This is a genomic window from Streptomyces sp. NPDC002232, from assembly GCF_042890295.1.
GTDB lineage: Bacteria > Actinomycetota > Actinomycetes > Streptomycetales > Streptomycetaceae > Streptomyces.
In genome coordinates this window covers 95,630-118,091 of sequence record NZ_JBIARV010000002.1, presented here as the reverse complement: position 1 = coordinate 118,091, position 22,462 = coordinate 95,630, and the positions used below count along the sequence as shown (strand labels likewise).

The window sequence follows — 22,462 nt, the reverse complement described above, 5'->3', positions numbered from 1 at the left end:
CACAAGGGTGGACACGCTAGGGAGACGTCCGACGGAGCGTCAAGATCCTTGCCCGGATGCCGCAATCGCCTTGCGCCGACGGCTTCCACCGCCCCTCGTCGAACTCCGCGCCCAGGGCCGGGGACGCGCCGTCTCGCTGGTCAGGGCGGCCGTCCGCGCGGGCGGGACCGGCGTCGGCGCGGTGCGGCCGCCGCCGAGCGGGCCCGCCCCCGAGCACGTCGACGCGCTCCTCCGCCTCCTCGACCACGGCCGCGTCCTCCGCGCGGAGAAGCGCTCGTGCGGACCGCCTCGCGGGCGGACCGGCTAGTCGACCGGCCGGGGCGCCGCCGGGGACCCGGGCTCCGGGTGTGCCGTCCGCCGTTCCTCGCGCCGACGCCGCCACGCGAGCGCGAAGCCGATTCCCGCGAGCAGCGCCGGGACGGCGGCCCAGCCCGTCAGCGACACCAGCGCGTCGGGGTTGAGCCGGGAGGTCGCGCCGCTCGCGAACTGACAGGTGGCCTGCGGCGGGAAGAAGGAGTACGCCGGCGTGCTCGGCGGGTGGTGGCCCCAGTCCCCGCCCCTGACGCAGGCCGACGACGGGCCCGCGAGCAGCTTCCAGCCGGCCGCCGCGTACAGCATCAGGAAGACCGAGCCGGTCACGAACAGCGCCGTGCCCGTCCGGCTCAGCTTCTCGGCCCGGGTCATCGGCGCCACCCACCGGGGTCCGGGGCGCGGTACGCACCACTCCGCGACCAGCGCCGTGAGCAGGCAGAGGACGAGCACCGTCAGGGCCGCCCACAGCAGCGCCGCGAGGACCGGCCAGCCGTCGAGCGACGAGACCTCACCCCGCTCGAACACGCAGACGGTGGCAGGGGGGAACGCCTGGTTCCGGGTCTGCCGCAGCTCGCCCGGCCCCCGTACCAGCCCCTGCATGCACCGCTCGTCGTACTCCAGCATGCCCAGCAGCGCGGCCGCCGAGCCGAGCAGCACCACGGCGAAGGCGACCCCCGCCCCGACCCACAGTCCGCCCGTCCGGTAACCGCCGTGCGCCCCCGCGTCCGTCATCCCGGCACCCTAACGGGTGACCCGGGCCCGTCCGCGCCGTCCGGTGCCGCCTCAGACGGTCTCCGGCAGCTCCGCCAGCAGGCGCAGGGTCGAGGTGCGGGTGTCGGCGACGTGGGCGCGGGCCAGGGCCTCGGCGCCGTCCTCGTCCCGGTCCCGGAGCGCCTCGAAGAGCCGCTCGTGCGCCCCGCACATGGGCTCGCCGTCGGACTGCGCCGAGGTGAGCCGGAAGAGGCGGCGGAGCCGGGAGTCGAGCGGGGCCATCAGATCCACCAGGAGCGGGTTCCCGGAGAACTCGACGATCCTGCGGTGGAAGTCGGCGTTCAGCGAGACCGCCTCGCGCAGCCGCCCCGACTCGGCGGCCTTCCGCGCCCGCGCGAGGAGCCGCTCCAGGTCCCGCAGCCGGTCGGCGCTCGCGTGCCGGGCGGCGAGCCGCGCCGCCAGGCCCTCCAGGTTCTCGCGCACGTCGAAGAGGTACGCGGCGTCCTCCGGCCCGAACTCCGCCACCACCGACCCGCGCCGGGGCTGCACGGAGAGGAAGCCCTCCGACTCCAGACGCTGCATCGCCTCGCGCACCGGCACCCGGGAGACCCGCAGCTCGTCGGCGATCTCGCGCTCCACGAGCCGCAGCCCCGCCGGGTAGTCGCCCTCGATGATCCGCTCGCGCAGCTCGACGTACACCCGCTCGCGCAGGGACGGATGGGTGTCCCCGATGGCGGTGCTGCGGCCGGCGGGGCGGGGGGTGGTCATCGGGCGGGCTCCAGTCGGCGGGGGCGGTGGTGACCCGATCTTCGCAGACGGGTTCGGACGCGCCCCGAACTGAGGGCCCTCCAGGCATTGCCTGGTATTCGGTATACCAATTACCTTTGCGCCACACCGCGGTCACCAGGGGATCCCGGCGCGCGCCCCTGCCCCCGTCACCCGTCCGTCCACCCACCCGTCCGTCCGTCCGTCGCGAAGGAGACACCATGCGCGAGGCATCCGCCCCGCCCGCCCCCACCGCCCTCCCCGGTACCGCCCTCCCCGGGACCCCCGCCCTGCCCGGGACCGCCGGGCCCGGTCCCACCGTCCTCCTCCGGGCGACCCTCCCCGACGGCCGCACCGCCGACGTCCACCTCCACGACGGCCGGGTGAGCGCCGTCGATGCGCACGACCCGGCCCGCCCGGCCCCGCCCGGCGCCCTCCACCTCGGCGGCGCGCTGCTGCTCCCCGCCCTCGTCGACGGCCACGCCCACCTCGACAAGACCCTCCTCGGCGCCCCCTGGCGCCCGCACCGGGCCACCGCCACGCTGCACGAGCAGATCGAGGCCGAGCGGGCCTCCCGCCGCACCGAGGAGGTGCCCGTCGCCGAGCGGGCCGCCGCCCTCGCCCGCCGGATGGTCTCCCTCGGCACCGGACACGTCCGCTCCCACGTGGACGTCGACCCCGACACCGGCCTCGACCACCTGCACGCCCTCCTCGGCGTCCGCGAGGCGTTCCGCGACCGGCTCGGCATCCAGCTCGTCGCCTTCCCGCAGTCCGGGGTCGTCTCCGCACCCGGCGTCGCCGACCTCCTCGACGCCGCACTCGCCGACGGCGCCGACCTCGTCGGCGGCCTCGACCCGGTGGGCTTCGACGGCGACGCGGCCGGCCAGCTCGACATCGTCTTCGGGCTCGCCGAACGCCACGGCAAGGGCATCGACCTGCACCTCCACGACGGCGGCCCGACCGGCACCGCCCAGCTGCGGGACATCGCCGCCCGGACCGCCGCCCTCGGCCTCGGCGGCCGGGTCGCCGTCAGCCACGCCTACGCCCTGGGCGACGTCGACGACGCCGAACTCGACCGCACCTGTACGGCCCTGGCCGCCGCCGGGGTCGCGATCATGACCAACGGCCCGAGCGGCCCCGTACCGCCCGTCCTCCGGCTGCGTGAGCACGGCGTCCGGGTGTTCGCGGGCTCCGACAACATTCGCGACACCTGGTGGCCCTACGGCACCGCCGACATGCTCGAACGCGCCACGATCATCGGTCTCAGGACCGGGCTCATGACCGACGCCGAGCTGTCCGTCGCCGCCTCCCTCGTCACCGGCGAGGCCGCCGCCGCGCTCGGCCTCGCCGACCACGGCATCGCCCCCGGCGCCCGCGCCGACCTCGTCGCGGTCGCCGCCGGATCCGTGCCCGAGGCCGTCGCCGCCCACCCCCGACGCCTGCTGGTGCTGCACGCCGGCCAGGTCGTCGGCCCCTTCGACGACGACACCTACCCCGTGCTCGTCCCGTCCGCCGGAGGAGCCGCGTGACCGCCGACACCACCCCCCGTACGGCTCCGCCCGCCCCGGAGACGGCGGGGAAACTCGCCGCCGGCCGGATCGGCACCTTCGACCTCGTCTTCTTCGTCGTGGCCGCCGCCGCCCCGCTCACCGTCCTCGCGGGCGTCGCCCCCTTCGCCATCGGCATCGGCGGCCCCGGCGCCCCGCTCGCCTACCTCGTCTCCGGCGCCCTGCTCGCCCTCTTCGCCGCCGGGTTCACCGCGATGAGCCTCCACGTGCGCAACGCCGGGGCCTTCTACGCGTACGTCGCCCGCGGCCTCGGCCGCACCCTCGGCGTCGGCACCGCCTACGTCGCCGTCGTCTCGTACAACCTCGTCACCCCCGGCGTCGCCGCCGCCTTCGGCTACTTCGCCGCCGGATCGATCCGCGACGCCACCGGAGCCGACGTGCCGTGGTGGCCGCTCTCCGGGCTCTGCGTCCTCGCCGTCGGCGTCCTCGGCTGGCTGAAGGTCACGCTCAGCGCCAAGGTCCTCGGCGTCGCCCTGGTCCTGGAGGTCCTCTCGCTCGTCGTCATGGACGGCGGCATCCTCGGCGAGCGCGGCACCGCCGCCCTCGACACCGCGTCCTTCGCCCCCTCCACGCTCGCCGCCGGCGGTGCCGCGGGCATGTTCGTGCTGGTCATCGGCGCCTTCACCGGCTTCGAGGCCACCGCGATCTTCGCCGAGGAGGTGCGCGAGCCGCGCCGGACCGTCCCCCGGGCCACCTTCATCGCGATCGGCTTCCTCGCCGTCTTCTACGCGCTCGGCTGCTGGCTGATCATGGGTGCCTTCGGCACCGACGAGGCCGTGCGGCTGGCCCGCGCCGCCGACGGACCCGAGCTCACCTTCCGGGCCGCCGAGCTGTACGCGGGACCCTGGCTCGCGGACGCCATGCACGGGCTCATCGTCGTCAGCGCCTTCGCCGCCACGCTCGCCTTCCACAACGCCGGGGCCCGCTACCTGTACGCGCTCGGCCGCGAGGGCCTGCTGCCCCGCCGCCTCGGCGCGGTCTCCGGGAAGCACGGCTCGCCCGGCGGCGCCGTCGTCGCCCAGACCGGCTTCAACCTGGCGGTCGTCGCCGCCGGGGCGCTCCTCGCCGCCGACCCGTACGGCGAGGTCTTCCTGTGGACCAACAGCGTCGGCGTCCTCGGCATCATGGGCATGCAGGCCCTGGCCGCGCTCGCCGTCTGGGCCTACTTCCGGCGCGACCGGATGGGCCTCTCGGCCGCCCGGGTCGTCTGGGCGCCGCTCATCTCCTGCGCCGGCCTCGCCCTGCTCACCGTGCTCGCGGTGGTCCACTTCGACCTGCTCACCGGCCGCACCGGCGGCGTGAACACGGCGCTCCTGGTGCCCCTGCCCGTGGTCCTGGCGGCCGGCCTTCTCGTGGCCCTCCGCATCCGGCGCACGGACCCCGCGCGGTACGCCTCGCTCACGACGGTGGACGTGGAGCGGGACTGAGGGAGAGGGGGGCGTACGGGGCCGGGGCCGCCCTCGTACGCAGCGGTCGGCGGCCCGTCGCCCGCTCCCGTACGCACCGGGCGACGGGCTGACACCTGTCCTGTACGTGCGGGGCGCCCCGGCCCCGCCCCGGGCGTCCGTCACACCAGGCGGCCGTCGCGCGCCACCACCCGGCCCGCGCGGACCACGACGTCGCGGCGGGGCAGGTCCACCACCACCTGCGGCAGGCACTCGCCGTCGACGAGCATGAAATCGGCGGGGGAGCCGGGCCGCAGGTCCGCCCGCTCCAGACCGAGCAGGTCCGCGCCCCCGTCGGCGGCCAGCCGGAAGCAGCCTTCGAGCTCCTCGTCGAGCCGTGCGTCCAGGGCCCAGGCGGCGAGCCAGGAGCGGTGCAGCATGTCCGCGTTCCCGAAGGGGCTCCAACTGTCCCGGACCCCGTCCGAGCCGAGGCCGACCGTCACCCCGCGCTCGGCGAGCCGCCGGAAGGGCAGGATCGTGGTCACCGACAGCGCCACCGTGGTGAGCGCGACCCCCGCCTCCGCGAGCAGTTCGGCCGTCGCGTCGAGCTCCGCGCCGGAGAGCCCGGCGACCGCGAAGGCGTGCGCCACGCTCACCCGCCCCTGGAGGCCGAGGGCCCGGGTGCGGGCGGCGATGTCCCGCAGCGGCGCGAGTCCCTGCTCGCCCCGGTCGTGGAGGTGGATGTCGAGCCCGAGACCGTGCTTCTCGGCGAGCCCGAACACCGTGCCGAGCTGGTCGCCGTCCTCGTCGCCGTCCGCGTCGAAGCCGGCCGGGTCGATGCCGCCGATGTGGGTGACGAGCCCGCTCGCGGCGGCCTCCGCGAGCAGTCCGGCGACGCCCGGCGTCCGGACCACCCCGTGCTGCGGGAAGGCGACGAGCTCCACGTCCACGATCCCGGCCAGCCTCCGGGCCGCCTCGGCGACGCCCTCGATCCCGGCGAGCCCGTAGGCCGGGGCCACGTCCGCGTGGGCCCGCATCGCCCGCGTCCCCAGGGCGGCGGCGTGCGACATCAGCCGCAGCGCCCGCTCGGCCACCGGGGTCGGCAGGGCGCGGGCCAGCTCCACGTCACCGGCGACGTACTCGCCGATGCCGTGCGCGGGCCGGCGGCTGTGCCAGGGCTCGCCCCAGGAGGTCTTGTCGGGGTGGATGTGCGCGTCGACCAGGGTCGGCAGCGCGAGCCGGCCGCCGCCGTCGACCCGCTCGACGAGGGCGCCCTCCGGGACGCCGTCGACGAGCACCCCGTCCACGGCGACCAGGTCGCGGGACGGTCCGCCGAAGGGCCGGACGTCGTGGAAGAGGGTGGCGGTGCGGGGCGGCGGGGTCACGGGGTCTCCTCGGAGGTGGTCTCGGGCAGGGCGGGTGACACTCCATTTGGTATACCACGCGCCCGGTACCCCGCCGGGCCCCTCACCACAGCGGGCCCCTCACCACACCGGGCCCCTCACCCCGCCGAGCCCGTCACCACAGCGGGCCCCTCACCCCGCCGGTCCCCTCACCACGCCAGGTCCTCCAGCGCGTCCAGGTCCGGGACGACCATCGCCACCGGTTCGGAGCCGTCCCCGCTCACCCGCAGCTCCGCCCAGATCGTCTTGCCCCGCCGGGCGTACCGCGTGCCCCACCGCTCCGCGTACTGGGCGACCAGATAGAGCCCGCGCCCGCCCTCGTCCGTCGTCGCCGCGTGCCGCAGGTGCGGGGAGGTGCTGCTGCCGTCCGAGACCTCGCAGATCAGCGTCCGGTCGTGGAGCAGGCGCACGCGCACCGGGTCCGCCCCGTACCGCACCGCGTTCGTGATCAGCTCGCTCAGGATCAGCTCCGCGGTGAACGCGAGCCCGTCGAGCCCCCACTCCGACAGCTTCGCCGCCGCCGCGTTCCGCACCGGCGACACCGCCGACGGGTCCCGGGGCACCTCCCACTCGGCGATCCGCTCCCGGTCGAGCAGCCGGGTCCGGGCCACGAGCAGCGCGATGTCGTCGCGCGGAGTCGGCGAGAGCAGCGTCGCGAGGACGTCCGCGCAGGTCTGCTCGGGGTTCCGGTCCGGCCGGGCCAGCGTCGAGCGCAGCAGCCCGAGCCCGGTGTCCATGTCCCGCCCGTGGTCCTCCAGGAGCCCGTCCGTGAACAGCACCAGCTTGCTGCCCTCCGGCAGGATCAGCTCCGTCGACTCGAACGGGGCGTCCCCCAGGCCCAGGCCCAGCGGGAGGCCCGGCGACAGCTCGGGGAACTCGACCCGCCCGTCCGGACTCACCAGCGCCGGCCCGGGATGCCCCGCGCTCGCCAGCGTGCAGTGCCCGGACGCCGGGTCGTAGATCGCGTACAGGCAGGTCGCGCCCGTGATGCCCTCGTCCCGCCGCCGCCCCTCGCCGTCCGTCCCCTCCGACTCCCGGTCCTCGATCCGGCCCGTCAGCTCGTCCAGATGGCCCAGGAGTTCGTCCGGCGGCACGTCCAGGGTCGAGAAGTTGTGCACCGCCGTCCGCAGCCGCCCCATCGTCGCCGCCGCGTGCAGCCCGTGCCCCACCACGTCCCCGACCACCAGCGCCACCCGCGCCCCCGGCAGCGGGATCACGTCGAACCAGTCGCCGCCCACCCCGGCCTTCGCCGGAAGGTAGCGGTACGACACCTCCACCGCGCTCTGATCGGGCAGCACCCTCGGCAGCAGGCTCCGCTGGAGCGTCACCGCCATCGCGTGCTCCCGGGTGAACCGGCGCGCGTTGTCGATGGCCACCGCCGCCCGCGCCGCCAGCTCCTCCGCGAACGACAGGTCCTCGTCCCCGAACGGCTCCGGGGTGTCCGCACGCCAGAAGTTGGCCATCCCCAGGACCACCCCGCGGGCCAGCAGCGGCACCGTGAGCAGCGAGTGCATCCCGTACGCGAGGGCCTGCGCCGCCCCCTCCGGATCCTGCGCCCGCCAGCCCTCCGCGGCGGCCAGCTCCGCCTGCACCACCGCGTGCCCCGCGTGCAGGGCACTCGCCATCGGGGTGCTCGTCACGTCGAAGTGGATGGTGTCCCCGACCGACTGGAGCGGCTGGTCGGGGCGCAGCCCGCTCAGCGCGGTGCGCCGCATCTCCGTGGACGTGGACGAGCCGCCGGCCTCCGGCGGCTCCTCCCCGCGCAGCACCGGTTCGAGCAGCTCCACCGTCGCGAAGTCCGCGAACCGGGGGACCGCCACCTCCGCCAGCTCCTCCGCCGTCCGTACGACCTCCAGCGTCGTCCCGATCCGGACCCCCGCCTCGTACAGCAGCTGGAGCCGGCCGCGCGCCACCGCCGCCCGCCCGGTCACCGCCGCCAGCTCGGTGGTGTCCCGCATCGTCATCACGCAGCCCGACTCCGAGCCGTGCGGCAGGGTGGGCCGCACGCTCACCGCGAGCAGCCGGTCGCCCGCCCGGTGCACCTCGTCGGTCGCCGACCGCCCCGACTCCAGGAGCTCGACCGTCCGGGGATCGAGGCCGAGCTCGGCCACGTGCCGCCGCTCCGCGTCCGCCGTCAGGCCGAGCAGCCGGCGCGCCTCGTCGTTGGCGAGCAGCAGCCGGTGGTCGGGGCCCACGATCAGGACGCCCTCCCGCACCGCGTGCAGCACCGCCTCGTGGTGCTCCTTCATCCGGGTCATCTCCGCCGGCCCGAGCCCGTGCGTCTGCCGCCGCAGCCGCCGGCTCACCAGCGCCGCCCCGCCCACGGCCGCCGCGAGCGCGCCGCCCGCCACGCCGACGAGCAGCGGCAGCCGTCCCTGCACCGCGTGCGAGATGCTCTCCACCTCGATGCCGCTGCTGATCATGCCGAGCAGCTGCCCCCGGTCGCCCAGGACCGGGACCACGGCCCGTACCGCGTCGTTCGGCGCGCCGCGGAACAGCTCCGTGAACGCCTCCTTGTCCACCTCCGCCTTCGACAGGTCACCGGTCGCCTTCTGCCCGATCAGCGCCGGGTCCGAGTCGGTGTACCGCACCCCCGTGGGGCTCAGGACCGAGAGGAAGTCCACGCCCGTCGCCTTCCGGGTCGCCTCCGCCCGGCTCTGCAACTGCGCCGTCGGATCGGGCGAGCCCAGCGCGGCGTCGATGCCCGGCGCGTGCGCGAAGGCCTCGGCCACCGCCAGCGACCGGACGCGGGCGTCCCGCTCGGTGTCGCCGCGCGCCTGGTAGAACGTCACGATCACGGCCGCCGCGATCACCAGCAGCGCGATCAGCGCCTCCAGGGCGAACACCTGCCCGGCGACGCTCCGCAGCCCCGTACCGCGCTCGTCGCCCGTGCCCCGCCCCGGCCGGCGGACCCGGGTCATCCCGTGCTCCGGGCGATGAGGAGTGCCACGTCGTCGGGCGCGCCCGGCCGGCGCAGGGCCCGGAGCAGCCGGTCGCAGGTCTCCTCCAGCGGGCCGCGCGTCTCGTCCAGGAGCCGTACGAGCAGGGCGAGCCGGTCGTCGATCGAATCCGTGCGGGTCTCGATCAGGCCGTCGGTGTAGAGCACGAGCAGGTCCCCGGGCCGGAACGCCACCCGGGTCGTCCGGAAGCCCGCTCCGCCGACGCCCAGCGGCACCCCCGTGGAGAGCCGCACCAGCTCGGCCGGCCCGTCCGCCGGGACCCGCACCGGCGGCAGGTGGCCCGCGTTCGCGATCCGGCACCGCTGGCGCACCGGGTCGTGCACGGCGAAGAGGCAGGTCGCGATGTAGTGCTCCAGGCCCGCCGTGATCCGGTCCAGGTGCCGCAGCACCTGGGCCGGGGAGAGATCGAGGTCGGCGAAGGCGCAGGTCGCCGTCCGCAGCCGGCCCATCGTCGCCGCCGCGTCGATCCCGCTGCCCATCACGTCCCCGACGACCAGCGCCGTCTTGTCGTCGGGCAGGGCGATCACGTCGTACCAGTCACCGCCGACCTCGCTCGACGCGTGCGCCGGCTGGTAGCGGGCGGCCACCTCCAGACCCGCCCGCTCCGGAGGATCCCCCGGCAGCAGGCTGCGCTGGAGCGTCACCGCCGAGTTCCGCACGCTCTGGTACCAGCGGGCGTTGTCGATGCTGACGGCCGCCCGGGCCGCCAGCTCCGTCGCGAGCAGGACGTCGTCCCCGTCGAAGGGCAGCGCGTTCCGGTCGCGCTTGAGGTCGAGCGCGCCCAGCACCTCGCCGCGCGCGATCAGCGGCACCGCCAGGTACGAGTGCACCCCGGCCCGGGCGAGCAGCTCGGCGGCCTCCGGGCTCCGGGCGATCCGCGACAGGTCGCCCGGCCCCACGTGCTCCACCAGGACCGGCAGCCCGGTGTGCACGCAGCGGGTGACGAGCCGGTCCGCCCCGTACATCGCGACCTCGCCGGGCGGGTCCGCCGCCGGCAGGGCCTCCGTGCGGCCCTCGGCCTTCACGGCGAGCGCCCGGAAGAGCTCGGGCCCCTCCTCGGGCGCGCCGGGCCTGCGCAGCGCCAGGACGGAGTCCAGGACGTCGACGGCCGCGATGTCCGCGAGCTCCGGCACCACCACCGAGGCCAGCTCGTCGGCCGTCCGCTCCACCTCCAGGGTGGTGCCCACCCGTGCCGAGGCGTCCGCGATCAGCGCGAGCCGTCGCCGGGAGCGGTCGGCGTCCGCGTCCGCCCGGTGCCGCTCGGTCACGTCGATCACCGAGGCCGCGACGCCCTGGACCCGGCCGTCGGGCCCCTCCAGGCGGTAGAAGGAGAGCGACCAGGTGTGCTCGTGCTCCGGGTCCGCCGGGGTCCGGCCCGCCGTCGCGTGGTCGAGCAGGGGCGTGCCCGTGGCCAGCACCCCGCGCAGCGCCTCCTCCAGGGCCTCGGCGTCGACCTGCGGAAGCATGTCGCCGATCCGCCGTCCGAGGTGCTCCGCGGCCGGGAGCCCGTTGATCCGCTCCAGGGCGGGGTTCACCAGGACGTAGCGCAGCTCGGTGTCCAGGACGGCGAGGCCGATCGGCGACTGGGACACCAGCCGGTCGGAGAGCGCGAGCTCGGTCTCGATCCGCTCGACGGCGGCGGCGTCGGCGGCGATGCCCAGGGCGTACAGGTCGCCCAGGTCGTCGGTGAGCCGCATGTTGCGGAACTCCACCCGCCGGACCGAGCCGTCCTTGTGCCGTACGGGGAAGGTGCCCGCCCAGGACGGGCCGCCGCGCAGCACCTCGCCGAAGAGGCGCATGGCCTCCTCCCGGTGGTCCGCGCCGACGATCAGCCGGGCCACGTACTGGCCGAGGGCCTCGTCGGCGCGGAAGCCGAAGAGCGTCTCGGCCTGCGGGCTCCACAGGACGATGCGGCCCCGGCCGTCGACGACGACGGCGGCGACCCCGAGCACGTCGAGGAGCCCCTTGCCGTCGAGGGGCACACCGACCCGCCCCGCTGTCCCCGGGAAGGAACCGGCCGTCACACTTCCCTCCTCCCGCCGCCTCCCTCCATGCTCCCCGCCGACGGGTCGCCCCGCCCGTTGTGAGCCGCGCCCTGCTGTTGCGGGCGGCACTCCCGCCGGGTCCGTCGTGGGCTCGCGCCCCGCCGTTGTGGGCCCGCGCCCCGCCCGTTGTGGGCAGGCGTTCCACGCTCCGTTGCGGGCGCCCCCGTCGGCCCCCGTCGTGGGCCCGCGCCCCGCCCGCCGTGGGCGGCCCGCTCTCCGGCCCCGTTGTGGGCAGGCGTTCCGCAAGGGCGGAACGGGTGGGCACAACGGACCCGCGCCCTGCCGGCGCCAGAGGCTCCTGCGCCCGAACCCGCACCACCCCGGTGCCGTCACAGGTGGTGCGGGCCAGGGCACAGAACGCGGAGGCGCCGCTAAGGGGCGCCGTCCCGTGTGCCCACCCGTCCCGCCCAGCGGGACGATTGCCCACACGGGGGGTGGCCGACGGGCACCGCCCGAAGCGGGCGCGGGCACACGGGCGCGGGCGCAGGCCCGCCAGGGCGGGGCGCAAGCCCACGGGTGCGAGGCGCAGGCACACGGGGGTGGCGGCGGCGCGGCTCCGCGGGCGGCGGCCGCAGGCACGCGAGGGCGGGGCGCAGGCACGCGGGGTGGCGGGCGCGGGCCAACGGGGTGGCGGGTGCGGCCCGGGGCGGGGCTACAGCGGTGGGGTCATCCCCGCGCCCCGGCCGGCTCGGCGGTCAGGAGTAGCGTCCACGACCCCACCAGCCCCGCCGCCGCGAGCAGCGGCAGCAGGACGTGGACGTCCGTCACCGCGAGCAGGCCCGCGCCGGCCGCGATGGCCAGCGCGTTCGGCGCCATGACCAGGGTGTTCGCGCTCGCCGCCACCCGCCCGACGGCCTCCGCCGGGGCCTCCCGCTGGACCGCCGTCATCACCGCGACCAGGACCCACGGCATCCCCAGGCCGATCACCGCGCTCGCCGCGAGGGCCGTCGCCTCGTACGGCAGTGCGCCCCGTACGCCCATCGCCACCGCGAAGAGCGCCAGACCGGCGGCGGCGAGGGTGCGTTCCGGCATCCTGCGCAGGAGGGGGCCGGTGACCAGCCCGGCGAGGACCGAGCCCACGCCCTGCACCGCGTACAGCACCCCGGCGTACGCGGGCGACTGCCCGAGCCCCCGGTCGACCACGGCGTAGATCGCGGCCCCGTTCACCCCGGCGAGCAGCATCGTGAAGGCCCCGGTCGCCACCAGCGGCCGCAGCACCCGCGAGCCCCGGAGGAGGCGGACGCCCTCCGCCGTCTCGCCCCACCAGCTCCGTGACGCGGCCCGGGCGGGGCGCGCCTCCCGGACCGGCATCAGGGCGAACACGGCCGCCGCGACCGCGAAGCTCGCCGCGTCGAGGAGGGCGACGGTCCCGCCGCCGTACGCGGCGAAGAGGCCCGCCGCGACCAGCGGGGCGATCAGCTTCGTGGACTCGTTCGCCGTCATCCGTAGTCCGTTGAACGTGCCGAGCCGCCTCCCGTCGAGCACCGAGGACACGAGCGCCTGCTCGGCCGCGTCGTGGACGGCGCCCTGCGCCCCGTACAGCACGAGCACCGCGAAGAGCAGCCACACCCGGTCCGCCGACTCCACCCACAGCAGCAGGGGCAGCAGGCACGCCATCGCCAGGTCCAGGACGACGAGCAGCGGTCTGCGCCGCACCCGGTCGGCGAGCGGGCCGAGCAGCGGCCCGAGCAGCACGGGCGCCCAGAGGGCGAAGGCGGCGAGGGCCGCGAGACTGTCGGAGCCCGTGAGGGACTTGACCCAGACACCGGACACCAGCCACATCGCCGTCGTGCCGAATCCGGACACCACGACACCTGTCAGATACCAACGCATGGCCGAAGACTGCGGTCTGAGGTGGCCCGGCCGGATCGGTCGGTTGCCCTAGATCCCCTGGTCGGCGACGCGCGATCGGATCACGCCGGGGCCCGCGTCCCCGGCACCGCCCGCTTCTCGTACCGCAGCGCCAGCCCCGTCACCACCGCGCCGAGGCCCTCCCAGAGCCCCACGCCGATGAAGCCGGCCGGGGCGCGCCCCGTGACGACCGCCAGGGTGAAGACGGCGCAGGTCAGCAGCCGGAAGGGGACCGTCCAGCGGAAGAAGGCCTTCCAGTCGGCCAGGGCGGCCAGGACGTAGTAGACGCCCATGTTCAGCGCGGCCATCGAGGAGGCCGTCAGGAAGACCAGGGTGTGGTCCCCGTCCGCGCGCCCGCCCTCGGGCACCGGCTCGAAGCCCATCACGGTGAGCAGGACGTCCGGGGCGACCAGACCCACCACGCCCAGGGCGGCGGCGAGCACGCCGAAGACCGCCATGGTCCAGCCGGACAGGGAACGGGGCAGGCGCACGACGGTCCTCCGAGGGACGAAGAGCAGGGGCACACCCCGTGATTCGAGTACACATACGAATCACGGGGTGTGCCCCTGCATATCGTGCGACGGGACCCGGCGGCCAATCGGGCCCCGGCCCCTGTCACTTCAGCGCCGCCTCCATCATCTTCTGCGCCACCGGGGCCGCCAGGCCGTTGCCGCTGACCTCGGAGCGGGCCGCGCCCGAGTCCTCGATCATCACCGCGACGGCGACCCGCTTCCCGGTCGAGGGGTCCTTGGCGTACGAGGTGAACCAGGCGTACGGCGTCTTGCTGTTGTTCTCGCCGTGCTGCGCGGTGCCGGTCTTGCCGCCGACCTCGGCGCCGTCCACGGCCGCGTTGCTGCCGGTGCCCTGCTCCACCACCGTCACCATCGCGCTCCGCAGCTGCTCGGCCGTCGAGGAGGAGACGACCCGCTCGGTGTCCCCGTCCTTGTACGAGTTCAGCGCGTCCCCGTCGGAGTCGACGACCTGCTGGACCATGTGCGGGGCGGCGAGCAGGCCGTCGTTCGCGATCGCGGCCGAGACCATCGCCATCTGGAGCGGGGTGGCGGTCACGTCGAACTGGCCGATGCCGGTGAGCGCCGTCTGAGCCTTGTCCATACCGGAGGGGTACACGCTCGCGTAGGCGCGGACCGGGACGTCCAGTTCGGCGTCGTTGAAGCCGAACTTCTCCGCCATCGCCTTCACCTTGTCCTGCCCCAGGTCGGCGGCCATCTTGGCGAAGACGTTGTTGCAGGAGTACCGGAGCGCGGTGCGGATCGTGGCGTTCTCGCAGGGCGCCGAGGCGTTCTCGTTCCTCAGCACCGTCCGGGTGCCCGGCAGCGTGTACGGGTCGGGGCTCTTCGTCGCCGTGTCCACCGAGCCGTACAGGCCGTCCTCCAGGGCGGCGGCCGCGACGACCAGCTTGAAGGTGGAGCCGGGCGGCAGCGGCTGCCGCAGCGCGCGGTTCACCAGCGGCTTGTCCTCGTCGGCGGTCAGCTTCTTCCAGGCGTCCCCGTCGTTCGTCCCGGAGATCTTCGACGGGTCGTAGGACGGGGTGGAGACCATGGCGAGGATCCGGCCGCTGGCCGGGTCGACGGCGACCGCCGCGCCCTTCTTGCTCCCGAGCGCCTCGTAGGCGGCCTTCTGCACGTCCGGGTCGATCGTGGTGACCACCGTGCCCGGCTCCTGCTGCTTGCGGGTGACGGCGTCCACGGGGTTCTTCAGCCGGTCGTCCGTGCCGTCGAGGACATCGGAGTAGATGCCCTCCAGCTGCGTGGCGCCGTAGGCCTGCGAGCTGTAGCCGGTGACCGCCGCGTACAGCTCGCCGTCCGTGTAGGTGCGTTTGTACGCCAGGTCCGTTCCCTCCGTCCTCTTCGAGCCGGTGACCGGCGAGCCGGCCACGACGATGTTCCCGAGCGGCTGCGCGTACTGCGCGATCGTCTTCCGCCGGTTCTTCGAGTCGTCCGCGAGCGCCTTGCCCTCGTAGCCCTGCACCCAGGTGGCCCGCCCGAGAAGGGCGAGCACCAGGGCCAGGACGAAGACCGACGCGTGCCTGATCGTCTTGTTCATCGCACTCCTGGGGACGAACGATCCGGTGCCGTACGTTCCGGATGTGTCCGGTTTCTCAGCGAACCTTCATCTCCGGCCGCCGTGTGATCATCGAGGGGCAAGGGCCCCGGGGAGGGGCCGGAGACGTACGGGGTGGGGGATCGGCGTGACCGCGAGCGGGGAGAAGGACGGCTCGTCCGTACCGGACGAGGTGTGGGCGGAGTTCCTGCGGACCTCTGCCGAGGGCGCCGGAGACGCGCCGAAGGAGCCGTCCGCACGGGCCCGCGAGGTCGCGGGCCGGCTGCGGGACCGGCCCGGGGAGCCGACGCCCTGGCGCGCGCCCGCGCCGCCGCGGCCCCGGCGGCGGAAGGGCTGGTACGTGGCGGGGTTCGTGGCCGCGCTGGCGCTGCTGGTCGTGGCCGTGGACCCGGGAGGCTTCGTCGGCTGGTCCGGCGGCGACGCGGACCCCACGCCCCTCGCGGCGGAGTCGGCGCGGCCGGAGCAGGCGCCGCCCGCGGAGCCCGGCGGGCGGGCCACCCTCGACGAGCCCTTCCTGGGCTCCCCGGCGGCGCGCTGGGCGGACGGCGCGGCCGGCATCACCGTGCCCCCCGCGAAGGCGACCGGCTGGATGGACCGGGCCGGGGTGGAGCGGGCCCTCGCGCGGACCCGCGACTTCCTCGTCCTGTCCAACCTGGACCCGGCGGTGCGGCGCGGCGCCCGCCCGGAGCGGGCCATCGCCCTGATGAACCCGCACCAGAAGGACGTCACGGACTTCGTGACGTCCGCGCTGCGCAGCCCGGACGCGGACCACGACCCGCTGCTCCTCTTCAGCCGCTTCGACCCGGCGCAGGCGCGCCCGGCCGGGGACGTGGTGAAGACCCGGGGCCGTCTCTCCTACCGGGAGGGGCGGCTCGGAGCCCTGGAGGTGACCGCCGACGTCACGTACGTCTACCCGGTCGCGCCGGCCGGCGGCGGCGACGAGGTCGTGCGGGTCATCGTGCGCCGGGAGACCGTGGTGAACTGGGACGATCCGGCGAAGGTCGTCACCCGGAAGGGGACGTTCAGCCTGCTGTCGTACCGGACCGACATGACGAACGGCGGCTGCGGCGTCACCACGGGGTCCTTCCGGCCCCAGTTCGGCGGCGGAGGCCCCGAGACCGACCCGAGCGCCGGGACGCTCGACCCGTACGACCGCACGGCCCCGATCACCGAGGGCCACGGCGACTGCGCGACCGCGACGCGCTCCTGACCCGGCCCGCGGGGCCCGTACGGTCCCGGCCCGCGACGCGCTCCTGACCCGGCCCGCGGGGCCCGTGCGGTCCCGGCCCGCGACGCGCTCCTGACCCGGGGCCGCCGGGCCCGTACGGTCCCGGCCCCGCGCGCCCCTCGGGGGGTGGCCGGGGCCTCAGAGCGGTCCGACGAAGCCCGACTCGTACGCCAGGATCACCGCCTGCGTGCGGTCGCGGGCGCCCAGTTTCGCCAGGACCGCCGCCACGTGCGTCTTCACCGTGGCGGGGCCGACGCCCATCCGGTCGGCGATCTCGGCGTTCGTGAGCCCCGTCGCCACCCGGCGCAGCACCTCCGCCTCCCGCTCGGTGAGCCGCCCCGCCCAGGGCGGCGCCGCCCGCGGCCGGCGGCGGGCGTGCTCGGCGGCCAGGCCCCGTACCGCCGCCGGATAGAGCAGCGAGTCGCTCCGCGCGACCAGCCGCACCGCGCTCACCAGTTCCTCCGCCGCCGCCCGCTTCAGCAGGAAGCCGGCCGCGCCGACCCGCAGCGCGTCGTACACGTAGGAGTCGTTCTCGAAGGTCGTCACCACCACGATCCGCGGCGGCTCCGCCATCCCGGCGAGGATCTGCTCGGTCGCCCGGATCCCGTCGATCTCCGGCATCCGCACGTCCATGAGGACGACGTCCGGCCGCTCCGCCCGCACCACCGCCACCGCCTCGGCGCCGGTGGACGCCTCCCCGACGACCTCCAGGCCGTCCTCGGCGTCCAGGATGACCCGCAGCGCCGTCCGCACCATCCGCTCGTCGTCGGCGAGGACGATCCTGACCGGGCCGCTCACCGGGGGATCCTGACCGAGAGGCGCCAGACGCCGTCCGCCGGGCCCGCCCCGGCGGTGCCGCCGAGGAGCCGGGCCCGCTCGCCGATCCCGCGCAGGCCGCGCCCGCCGCCGGGCCGGGTGACCGGGGGACGGCCGGGCAGGGGGTTCTCCATGGTGATCTCCAACCGCTCGGTACGGGCGTCGAGCCGTACGGTGACGGGCGCGCCGCCCGCGTGCCGGGCCGCGTTCGTCAGCCCTTCCTGGACGATCCGGTACGCCTCCCGGGACACCGCCTCCGGTACGGAGCCCAGGGCGCCCCGCACGGTCAGCGCCACCCGCGGCCCCGCGCCCCGCACCAGGGCCTCCAGGGCGTCGAGCCCCGGCCCCGGGCCCTGCTCCGTCGTCTCCTCGTCCCGCAGCAGGCCGAGGACCCGGTCCAGGTCGCCGACGGTGCGCCGGGCGGTCTCCTCGATCGCGGCCAGCGCCTCCCGCACGAACCCGGGATCGGCCGCGTCCCCGTCGAGGACCCGGCGGGCCGCGCCCGCCTGGAGGGTGACCGCGCTGAGGGCGTGGCCCACCGAGTCGTGCAGCTCGCGGGCGAGCCGGTTGCGGGACTCCGCCTCGGCGGCGCGCCGCTCCGCCGCCGCCAGCCGGTCCGCCGGACTCGGCCCGAGCAGCCGGGGCGCCTGCCGCGCGAGCAGGGCGCCGGTCGCGGCGGCGACGGCCGCGAGCGCGAGCAGCATCAGGAGGCCCGCGAGCGGCGTCGCCCAGACCCAGAACCGGTCGAGGCCCCAGTGGCGGCCGAGCTCGGACTCCCGGAGGCCCGGCGAGAGGGGCAGAGCCATGACCACGACCGCGAAGGGCGGCAGGGCCAGGGTCGCCCCGCTGATCAGCGCCCCGGCGCCCAGGTGCAGGGTGAACCAGGCGGCGGTCCGGGCCCTGGCCGCCCCGCCGCGGGCCGGGCCGTCCGCGAACCGCTCGGCGTCCACCCCGCACAGCGTCCGCGCCGCCGCCACCGACATCGGCCGGGCCAGCGGGAAGAGCGCGACGACGGCGGCGATCGGCAGCCCCAGGGCGTACGCCAGGAACTGCACCCCGAGGTCGCCGGTGAAGAGACCGCGGCCGCCGAGGAGCGGCCCCGCGGCCACGGTGCCGACCATCCAGAAGGGCATGAACAGCGCGCCGCCCAGGATCAGATGGAGCCAGCGCAGCCTGGCCCGCTGCCCGAAGAGGGCCCGCGCCGGTCTCACGCCCCGGCGCTCCGGCGCCGCAGGAAGACCGCCAGGCACGCGGCGAGGAGCAACCCGGTGATCATGTCGCCAGCGTAGGACAGCTGTACGAGCCCGGGGACGCGCTTCGCGGGATCCGGGTCCGGCAGCAGCGAGACGAGGGACAGGTAGGCGCCCCAGCAGCCCACGGCGCCCGAGGCCGTCCAGGCCAGGGCGAGCGTGGTGCGGACCCGGAGCCGGGCGGGCCGGCGCAGCACCAGGAAGAGGGTCAGGGCGACGGCGACGACGAGGAACAGGAAGCGGTCGGCCTCCAGGACGTGGTCGTCGGAGTCGCGCGCGGCGATCATCCTCGGGGACAGACCCGTGGTCGCGCCGGTGGCCCACAGCAGGTGCAGCGCGGCGGGCACCAGGGCGGCGACCGCGCCGGCCACGGCGAGGGCCCGCGCCCCGGGCCCGGAGGCGCGGGCCGGCAGCTCGCCGAGGTGCCCCTGCCAGAGGTGGCCCCAGCGGTCGCGGGCGTACAGGGCGAAGAGGGTGCCGAGGGCGAGGCCCTGGAGGATGAACCCGCCGTAGACGACCCCGAAGACCCACGGGTCGAGGAAGGGTTCGGCGGGTGCGGCGGCCTCCTCGTCGCCGGTCAGGAGGGCGACCGCGAGCTGCGCGGGGTACCCGGCCATGATCGGGGCGAGCAGTCCGGTCGCCGCCCACAGGGGGAGGGCGAGCGGCCAGGCGGGGAACCGCCGGCCCCAGGCCTGGGTGAGCAGCAGGGCCAGGACGATCACGAGGACGTCGGCGACGACCGAGACCGCGTTGGCGGTCACCATCAGCCGCGGATGCTCCAGGAGCCCGCTGCCGTCCGGGATGCCGAGCCTGCCGCCCGCCACCCAGACGACCTTGAGCGAGATGTACGGGAGGCACGCGAGGATCGCGAGGGCGCGCAGCGCCCGCCGGGCGGCCCCCGGCCGGTGACGGCCGGCGGCGGGTGCCGGGGCGAGGGAGGACGCGGTCGGTGTCATGGCTCCACGCTCCCGCGCGGAGCCCGGCCGCCACCTCCTTCCGGGTGCTGAACCGCCTCCGCCGCACGGGGGAGCGCCCCTCCTCCCGCCGCCGAATTGACCCCACTTTTCGGTGATCGATTGGCCCTGCCCGGCGGGTCAATGGGCCCCTAAAGTAGTGATCATGAACGAGATCGAGACCTTCGCCCCGCTCCTCACCCGCGCCGCCACCGCCGAGACCACGGCCGACCCGAGCAGCGTGATGACCCTCCTCGCCGACTCCGACACCACCGGCGGGCAGCTCACCAGCTACCGCTCCTCGTTCGCGAAGGGCGCGGTCGGCGCCCCGGCGCACTTCCACACCAAGGCCTCGGAGATGTTCTTCGTGCTCGGCGGCTCGCTCCAGGTCCTGGTCGGCGAGGAGCTGACCGTCCTGGAGCAGGGCGACTTCCTCCTCGTCCCGCCGCACACCCCGCACGCCTTCGCGGCGGCGCCCGGCGCCGAGGCCGACGTCCTCTTCGTCTTCACGCCCGGGATGGCCCGCTTCGACTACCTGCGCCTCCTCGGCCGCGTCATGCGGGGCGAGGCGAGCTTCGAGGAGATCAAGGCCTCCTCGGAGCAGTACGACAACCACTACGTCGACAGCCCCGTCTGGCAGCGGGCCCTCGCCGACCGGGCGTGACCCCGGGGGTCAGAGGCGGCGGGTCGCCAGCGTCAGCCGGTCCCGCGCGTCGAGCAGCGCGTCCTTGATCATCTGTTCGTGGGCCGGGGTGAGCCGCGCCACCGGCACCGAGCAGCTGATCGCGTCCCGCGCCGGGGTCCGGTAGGGGATCGCGGCGCCGAAGCAGCGCAGCCCCAGGGTGTTCTCCTCGCGGTCCACCGCGTAGCCCTGCTCGCGGATGACGCGCAGCTCCTCGATGAGCCGCTCGCGGTCGGTGGTCGTGTGCTCGGTCAGCGCCGGGAGCGTCTCCGGCAGCAGCTTGCGGACCTGCTCGTCGCTGTGGGTGGCGAGCAGCGCCTTGCCCAGCGACGTCGAGTGCGCGGGCAGCCGGCGCCCGACCCGGGTGAACGGCCGCAGGTAGTGCTGGGACTGACGGGTCGCCAGGTAGACCACGTTCGTGCCGTCGAGCCGTGCCAGGTGGATGGTCTCGGTCGTGTCGTCGGAGAGCCGGTCGAGGGTGGGCCGTGAGGCGGCCACCACCTCGTCGCCGTCGATGTACGAGGTGCCCACGAGCAGCGCTCGCACCCCGATCCCGTACCGCGTGCCCGTCGCGTCCGTCTCCACCCAGCCCAGCTCGACCAGGGTCCGCAGCAACATGTACAGGCTGGACTTGGGGTAGCCGACGGCCTCCTGGACGGCGGCGAGCGAGTGCATTCCGGGGCGCCCCGCGAAGTACTCGAGCAGCTCCACGGTCCGCACCGCGGACTTCACCTGTGCCCCACCCGCGTCGGCAGTCGCCATGGCCCTCGCCCCTTTTCCGTTGTCCGGCCCCCACCGGCCGCCCCGGCCGGAGGGAGCCCTTGTGGAGACGGCCGGGCCGTCAATAGAGTCCCGTGCCAGATGCGTTCATCTACGGGAACTGCGTTCAGAATAGCGAACAGGGGCGTGGCGGTGGCGGCAGAACCAGTGTGGAGTGTGGACCCCCGGACGGGGAAGCCGCGCGAGCAGGTTGCGGTGGAGGCCACAGCCGAGGAGGTCGACCGCGCCGTCCGGGCGGCGCACGCCGCCCGCGAGGCCCTCGCCGACCGCGCCGCACGGGCCGCCTTCCTCCGCGCCGCCGCCGACCTCCTCGACGCCTCCGGGGAGCACGTCGTCGAGGCGGCCGACGCCGAGACCGCCCTCGGCCCCGTCCGCCTCACCGGGGAACTCGCGCGCACCAGCGCCCAGTTGCGGGCCTTCGCCGGGGTGGTCGAGGACGGCTCCTTCCTCGACGTCCGTATCGACCTGCCCGACCCCGAGGCCGTCCCGCCCCGGCCCGACCTGCGCCGCTGGAAGATCCCGCTCGGCGTCGTCGCCGTCTACGCCGCGAGCAACTTCCCGCTCGCCTTCTCCGTCCCCGGCGGCGACACCGCGAGCGCCCTCGCGGCCGGCTGCCCCGTGGTCGTCAAGGCCCACCCGGGCCACCCGGCCACCTCCGAGCTCTGCGCCTCCCTGCTGCGCCGCGCCGCCGCCGAGGCCGGACTCCCCGAAGACGTCGTCGTCCTCGTCCACGGCTTCGACGCGGGCGTCGAGCTGGTCCGCCATCCGCTCGTCGCGGCGGCGGGCTTCACCGGCTCGCTCCGCGGCGGCCGGGCGCTCTTCGACGCGGCCGTCGCCCGGCCCGTCCCCATCCCCTTCCACGGCGAACTCGGCTCCCTCAACCCGGTCGTGGTCACCGAGGCCGCCGCCGCGGAGCGGGCCGAGGAGATCGGGGCCGGGCTGGCCGGCTCGCTGACCCTGGGCGCCGGACAGTTCTGCACCAAGCCCGGCTTCGTCCTCGCCCCCCGCGGCGCGGACGGCGACCGCTTCCTCGCCGCCCTCACGGCCGCCGTCAGCGAGACCGAACCGGCCGTCATGCTCGACCGCCGGATGCGGGACGCCTTCGTCGCAGGGGTCGCCGAGCGCGCCGCGCTCGCCGGGGTCGAGACCCCGCTCACCCCCGGCGCGGGCGGCGCCCACACCGTCAGCGCCGGGGTCCTCGCCGTCGAGGCGGCCGCGCTCCACGGCGACGGCCACCGCCTCCTCCTGGAGGAGTGCTTCGGACCGGTCACGGTCGTCGCCCGCTACTCCACCCGCGAGGAGCTGACCGCCGTCCTCGGCCTGCTGCCCGGCAACCTCACCGCGACCCTGCACCTCGCCGAGGAGGACGCGGCGGCGGCCCCCCTGCTCGCCGCCCTCACCCCGCTGGCCGGCCGCGTCCTCGTCAACGGCTGGCCCACCGGCGTCGCCGTCGCCCCCGCCCAGCACCACGGGGGCCCCTACCCGGCCACCACCTCCCCCTCGACCTCGGTCGGCGCGACCGCCGTCGAGCGGTGGCTGCGCCCGGTCACGTACCAGTCGACCCCCGGCCACCTCCTGCCGCCGGAACTCCGCGACGGCAACCCCCTGGGGCTGCCGAGGCGCTGAGGCCCCGGGCGCCCGCGCCCCGGGCCGCAGGCCGGCCCCGGGCCC

Annotated in this window: 18 protein-coding genes; 6 read left to right on the top strand and 12 right to left on the bottom strand. The window is 75.9% G+C overall.

What is annotated here, in order from left to right:
* Positions 1 to 70 precede the first annotated feature (70 nt).
* A complete protein-coding gene (locus ACFYXU_RS07305) occupies positions 71 to 307 on the top strand; it encodes a hypothetical protein (RefSeq protein WP_389456811.1) in 237 nt (78 codons plus the stop codon).
* On the opposite strand, the gene ACFYXU_RS07300 is transcribed toward ACFYXU_RS07305, so the two are convergent.
* Together ACFYXU_RS07300 and ACFYXU_RS07295 are read right to left on the bottom strand one after the other, a co-directional pair.
* Positions 304 to 1,044, bottom strand: coding sequence for a hypothetical protein (locus ACFYXU_RS07300; RefSeq protein ID WP_389456809.1), 741 nt, complete (start codon positions 1,042 to 1,044; stop codon positions 304 to 306). The genes ACFYXU_RS07305 and ACFYXU_RS07300 overlap by 4 nt on opposite strands.
* A gap of 51 nt (positions 1,045 to 1,095) precedes the next feature.
* The gene (locus tag ACFYXU_RS07295) at positions 1,096 to 1,791 is read right to left on the bottom strand and encodes a GntR family transcriptional regulator (RefSeq protein WP_376508772.1); all 696 of its coding nucleotides are present in this window, start codon (positions 1,789 to 1,791) and stop codon (positions 1,096 to 1,098) included.
* A gap of 218 nt (positions 1,792 to 2,009) precedes the next feature.
* Between ACFYXU_RS07295 and ACFYXU_RS07290 the strand changes: the two genes are divergently transcribed.
* Together ACFYXU_RS07290 and ACFYXU_RS07285 are read left to right on the top strand one after the other, a co-directional pair.
* Positions 2,010 to 3,317, top strand: coding sequence for an amidohydrolase (locus tag ACFYXU_RS07290; protein ID WP_389456808.1), 1,308 nt, complete (start codon positions 2,010 to 2,012; stop codon positions 3,315 to 3,317).
* Positions 3,314 to 4,783, top strand: a complete 1,470-nt coding sequence (locus ACFYXU_RS07285) for an APC family permease (RefSeq protein WP_376508776.1) — start codon at positions 3,314 to 3,316, stop codon at positions 4,781 to 4,783. Before ACFYXU_RS07290 ends, ACFYXU_RS07285 begins: the two co-directional genes overlap by 4 nt.
* Before the next feature lie 140 nt (positions 4,784 to 4,923).
* On the opposite strand, the gene ACFYXU_RS07280 is transcribed toward ACFYXU_RS07285, so the two are convergent.
* From ACFYXU_RS07280 to ACFYXU_RS07255, 6 genes are all read right to left on the bottom strand, one after another.
* Complete coding sequence (locus tag ACFYXU_RS07280) at positions 4,924 to 6,126, bottom strand: amidohydrolase (RefSeq protein ID WP_389456806.1); 1,203 nt, start codon at positions 6,124 to 6,126, stop codon at positions 4,924 to 4,926.
* 167 nt (positions 6,127 to 6,293) lie between these two features.
* Positions 6,294 to 9,065, bottom strand: coding sequence for a SpoIIE family protein phosphatase (locus ACFYXU_RS07275; protein ID WP_376508780.1), 2,772 nt, complete (start codon positions 9,063 to 9,065; stop codon positions 6,294 to 6,296).
* Positions 9,062 to 11,128, bottom strand: coding sequence for a SpoIIE family protein phosphatase (locus tag ACFYXU_RS07270; protein WP_361399761.1), 2,067 nt, complete (start codon positions 11,126 to 11,128; stop codon positions 9,062 to 9,064). Before ACFYXU_RS07270 ends, ACFYXU_RS07275 begins: the two co-directional genes overlap by 4 nt.
* Positions 11,129 to 11,815: 687 nt before the next feature.
* Positions 11,816 to 12,982, bottom strand: a complete 1,167-nt coding sequence (locus ACFYXU_RS07265; protein WP_389408347.1) for an MFS transporter — start codon at positions 12,980 to 12,982, stop codon at positions 11,816 to 11,818.
* Positions 12,983 to 13,062: 80 nt separating this feature from the next.
* Positions 13,063 to 13,458 (bottom strand): hypothetical protein, encoded by a 396-nt coding sequence (locus tag ACFYXU_RS07260; RefSeq protein WP_376508869.1) that lies wholly within the window; start codon positions 13,456 to 13,458, stop codon positions 13,063 to 13,065.
* 157 nt (positions 13,459 to 13,615) lie between these two features.
* The gene (locus ACFYXU_RS07255; RefSeq protein ID WP_389408348.1) at positions 13,616 to 15,064 is read right to left on the bottom strand and encodes a peptidoglycan D,D-transpeptidase FtsI family protein; all 1,449 of its coding nucleotides are present in this window, start codon (positions 15,062 to 15,064) and stop codon (positions 13,616 to 13,618) included.
* Between the two features lie 145 nt (positions 15,065 to 15,209).
* Between ACFYXU_RS07255 and ACFYXU_RS07250 the strand changes: the two genes are divergently transcribed.
* A complete protein-coding gene (locus ACFYXU_RS07250; RefSeq protein ID WP_376508787.1) occupies positions 15,210 to 16,292 on the top strand; it encodes a hypothetical protein in 1,083 nt (360 codons plus the stop codon).
* 156 nt (positions 16,293 to 16,448) lie between these two features.
* Here ACFYXU_RS07250 and ACFYXU_RS07245 read toward each other — a convergent pair whose 3' ends face one another.
* From ACFYXU_RS07245 to ACFYXU_RS07235, 3 genes are read right to left on the bottom strand one after another with little or no spacing between them, the layout of a single operon-like run.
* Positions 16,449 to 17,108, bottom strand: coding sequence for a response regulator (locus ACFYXU_RS07245; protein WP_389408349.1), 660 nt, complete (start codon positions 17,106 to 17,108; stop codon positions 16,449 to 16,451).
* Positions 17,105 to 18,337 (bottom strand): sensor histidine kinase, encoded by a 1,233-nt coding sequence (locus ACFYXU_RS07240; protein WP_389408350.1) that lies wholly within the window; start codon positions 18,335 to 18,337, stop codon positions 17,105 to 17,107. Before ACFYXU_RS07240 ends, ACFYXU_RS07245 begins: the two co-directional genes overlap by 4 nt.
* Entirely contained in the window at positions 18,334 to 19,332 is a 999-nt protein-coding gene (locus ACFYXU_RS07235; RefSeq protein WP_389408351.1) for a hypothetical protein, read from the bottom strand. The genes ACFYXU_RS07240 and ACFYXU_RS07235 overlap by 4 nt, the downstream gene beginning before the upstream one ends.
* A gap of 163 nt (positions 19,333 to 19,495) precedes the next feature.
* On the opposite strand from ACFYXU_RS07235, the gene ACFYXU_RS07230 reads away from it, so the two are divergent.
* Complete coding sequence (locus ACFYXU_RS07230) at positions 19,496 to 19,993, top strand: cupin domain-containing protein (RefSeq protein ID WP_376508791.1); 498 nt, start codon at positions 19,496 to 19,498, stop codon at positions 19,991 to 19,993.
* 9 nt (positions 19,994 to 20,002) lie between these two features.
* On the opposite strand, the gene ACFYXU_RS07225 is transcribed toward ACFYXU_RS07230, so the two are convergent.
* A complete protein-coding gene (locus tag ACFYXU_RS07225; protein ID WP_376508793.1) occupies positions 20,003 to 20,773 on the bottom strand; it encodes an IclR family transcriptional regulator in 771 nt (256 codons plus the stop codon).
* Between the two features lie 150 nt (positions 20,774 to 20,923).
* Here ACFYXU_RS07225 and ACFYXU_RS07220 point away from each other — a divergent pair, with 150 nt between their 5' ends.
* Positions 20,924 to 22,417 (top strand): aldehyde dehydrogenase (NADP(+)), encoded by a 1,494-nt coding sequence (locus ACFYXU_RS07220; RefSeq protein ID WP_389408352.1) that lies wholly within the window; start codon positions 20,924 to 20,926, stop codon positions 22,415 to 22,417.
* The last annotated feature ends 45 nt before the right edge of the window (positions 22,418 to 22,462 follow it).

Coding starts and splice junctions, on each gene's coding strand:
- ACFYXU_RS07300 (WP_389456809.1), bottom strand. CDS start 1,044: ATGACGGACGCGGGGGCGCACGGCGGTTACCGGACGGGCGGACTGTGG.
- ACFYXU_RS07295 (WP_376508772.1), bottom strand. CDS start 1,791: ATGACCACCCCCCGCCCCGCCGGCCGCAGCACCGCCATCGGGGACACC.
- ACFYXU_RS07290 (WP_389456808.1), top strand. CDS start 2,010: ATGCGCGAGGCATCCGCCCCGCCCGCCCCCACCGCCCTCCCCGGTACC.
- ACFYXU_RS07275 (WP_376508780.1), bottom strand. CDS start 9,065: ATGACCCGGGTCCGCCGGCCGGGGCGGGGCACGGGCGACGAGCGCGGT.
- ACFYXU_RS07265 (WP_389408347.1), bottom strand. CDS start 12,982: ATGCGTTGGTATCTGACAGGTGTCGTGGTGTCCGGATTCGGCACGACG.
- ACFYXU_RS07260 (WP_376508869.1), bottom strand. CDS start 13,458: ATGGCGGTCTTCGGCGTGCTCGCCGCCGCCCTGGGCGTGGTGGGTCTG.
- ACFYXU_RS07255 (WP_389408348.1), bottom strand. CDS start 15,064: ATGAACAAGACGATCAGGCACGCGTCGGTCTTCGTCCTGGCCCTGGTG.
- ACFYXU_RS07235 (WP_389408351.1), bottom strand. CDS start 19,332: ATGACACCGACCGCGTCCTCCCTCGCCCCGGCACCCGCCGCCGGCCGT.
- ACFYXU_RS07230 (WP_376508791.1), top strand. CDS start 19,496: ATGAACGAGATCGAGACCTTCGCCCCGCTCCTCACCCGCGCCGCCACC.
- ACFYXU_RS07225 (WP_376508793.1), bottom strand. CDS start 20,773: ATGGCGACTGCCGACGCGGGTGGGGCACAGGTGAAGTCCGCGGTGCGG.